This window comes from Mesorhizobium sp. M0590 (genome assembly GCF_040320905.1).
Classification (GTDB): domain Bacteria; phylum Pseudomonadota; class Alphaproteobacteria; order Rhizobiales; family Rhizobiaceae; genus Mesorhizobium.
Genome location: NZ_JAMYQN010000073.1, coordinates 1 through 908 on the forward strand (window position 1 = coordinate 1; position 908 = coordinate 908).

Annotated in this window: 1 protein-coding gene; it reads left to right on the forward strand. The window is 64.1% G+C overall.

Going from position 1 to position 908, the window contains the following annotated elements; all coding sequences use genetic code 11:
• Nucleotides 1-849 (forward strand): integrase core domain-containing protein (locus NKI52_RS32660; protein ID WP_352700870.1); only part of this gene is annotated, 849 nt, incomplete at its 5' end.
• Nucleotides 850-908 lie beyond the last annotated feature (59 nt).

Consider the following 908-nt stretch of genomic DNA (forward strand, 5'->3'; position numbering starts at 1 on the left):
GTGCTTGCCCGCGAGGGTATCGGCACGCCGGCGGCCTCGACGGTAACCGGCATCCTGCGTCGCAACGGCATTGAGTTGGGAACGTCGGGCGGTGGAGCGCAGCCCTTCATCCGCTTCGAGCATGCCGCCCCCAACGATCTGTGGCAGATGGACTTCAAGGGTCACGTCGCCTTGCGTTGCGGCCGCCTGCATCCGCTCACCGTGCTTGATGACAATTCGCGCTTCTCGGTCGCGCTGTCGGCCTGCGCCGACCAGACCACCGCAACCGTAAAAGCCCGGCTGGTCACCGCCTTCCGCCGCTATGGCTTGCCGTGGCGCATCGCCACCGATAATGGCCCGCCCTGGGGCGATGGCGGCCGCAACGACTTCACGCTGCTCACCGTCTGGCTGATCGAAACCGGCATCGCCGTCAGCCACTCCAGGCCTTGCCATCCCCAGACCCTCGGCAAGGACGAGCGCTTCCATCGCTCGCTCAAGGCCGAGGCGCTGCAGGGACCGCCCTTCGCCGATCTCGCCAAGGCCCAGGACGCATTCGACCAGTGGCGCCATGTCTACAACGCCCAGCGTCCCCACGATGCGCTGGACGGCGGCGTGCCGCTCGATCGCTACTGGGCATCGCTGCGCCCTTATCGCGAAACGGTCGAGCCGTTCGAATACGCCAAGGGCGATCTCATCCGCCGCGTACAGCAGCATGGCTTCGTCTCCATTCTTGGCCGCACCATGCGTTTGTGCAGGGCCTTCACAGGAAAATCCGTCGCCTTCAGGCCCACCGCCACAGACGGTGTCTTCGACGCCTGGTTCAGACATCAGAAAATAGAAACCATCGACCTCAATGTCCTGGCGCGATAGCATGCAAAACTGTTCGCGATGTCCTCGCACATCTGTTCGCGATGTCCCCAGTCCAAACA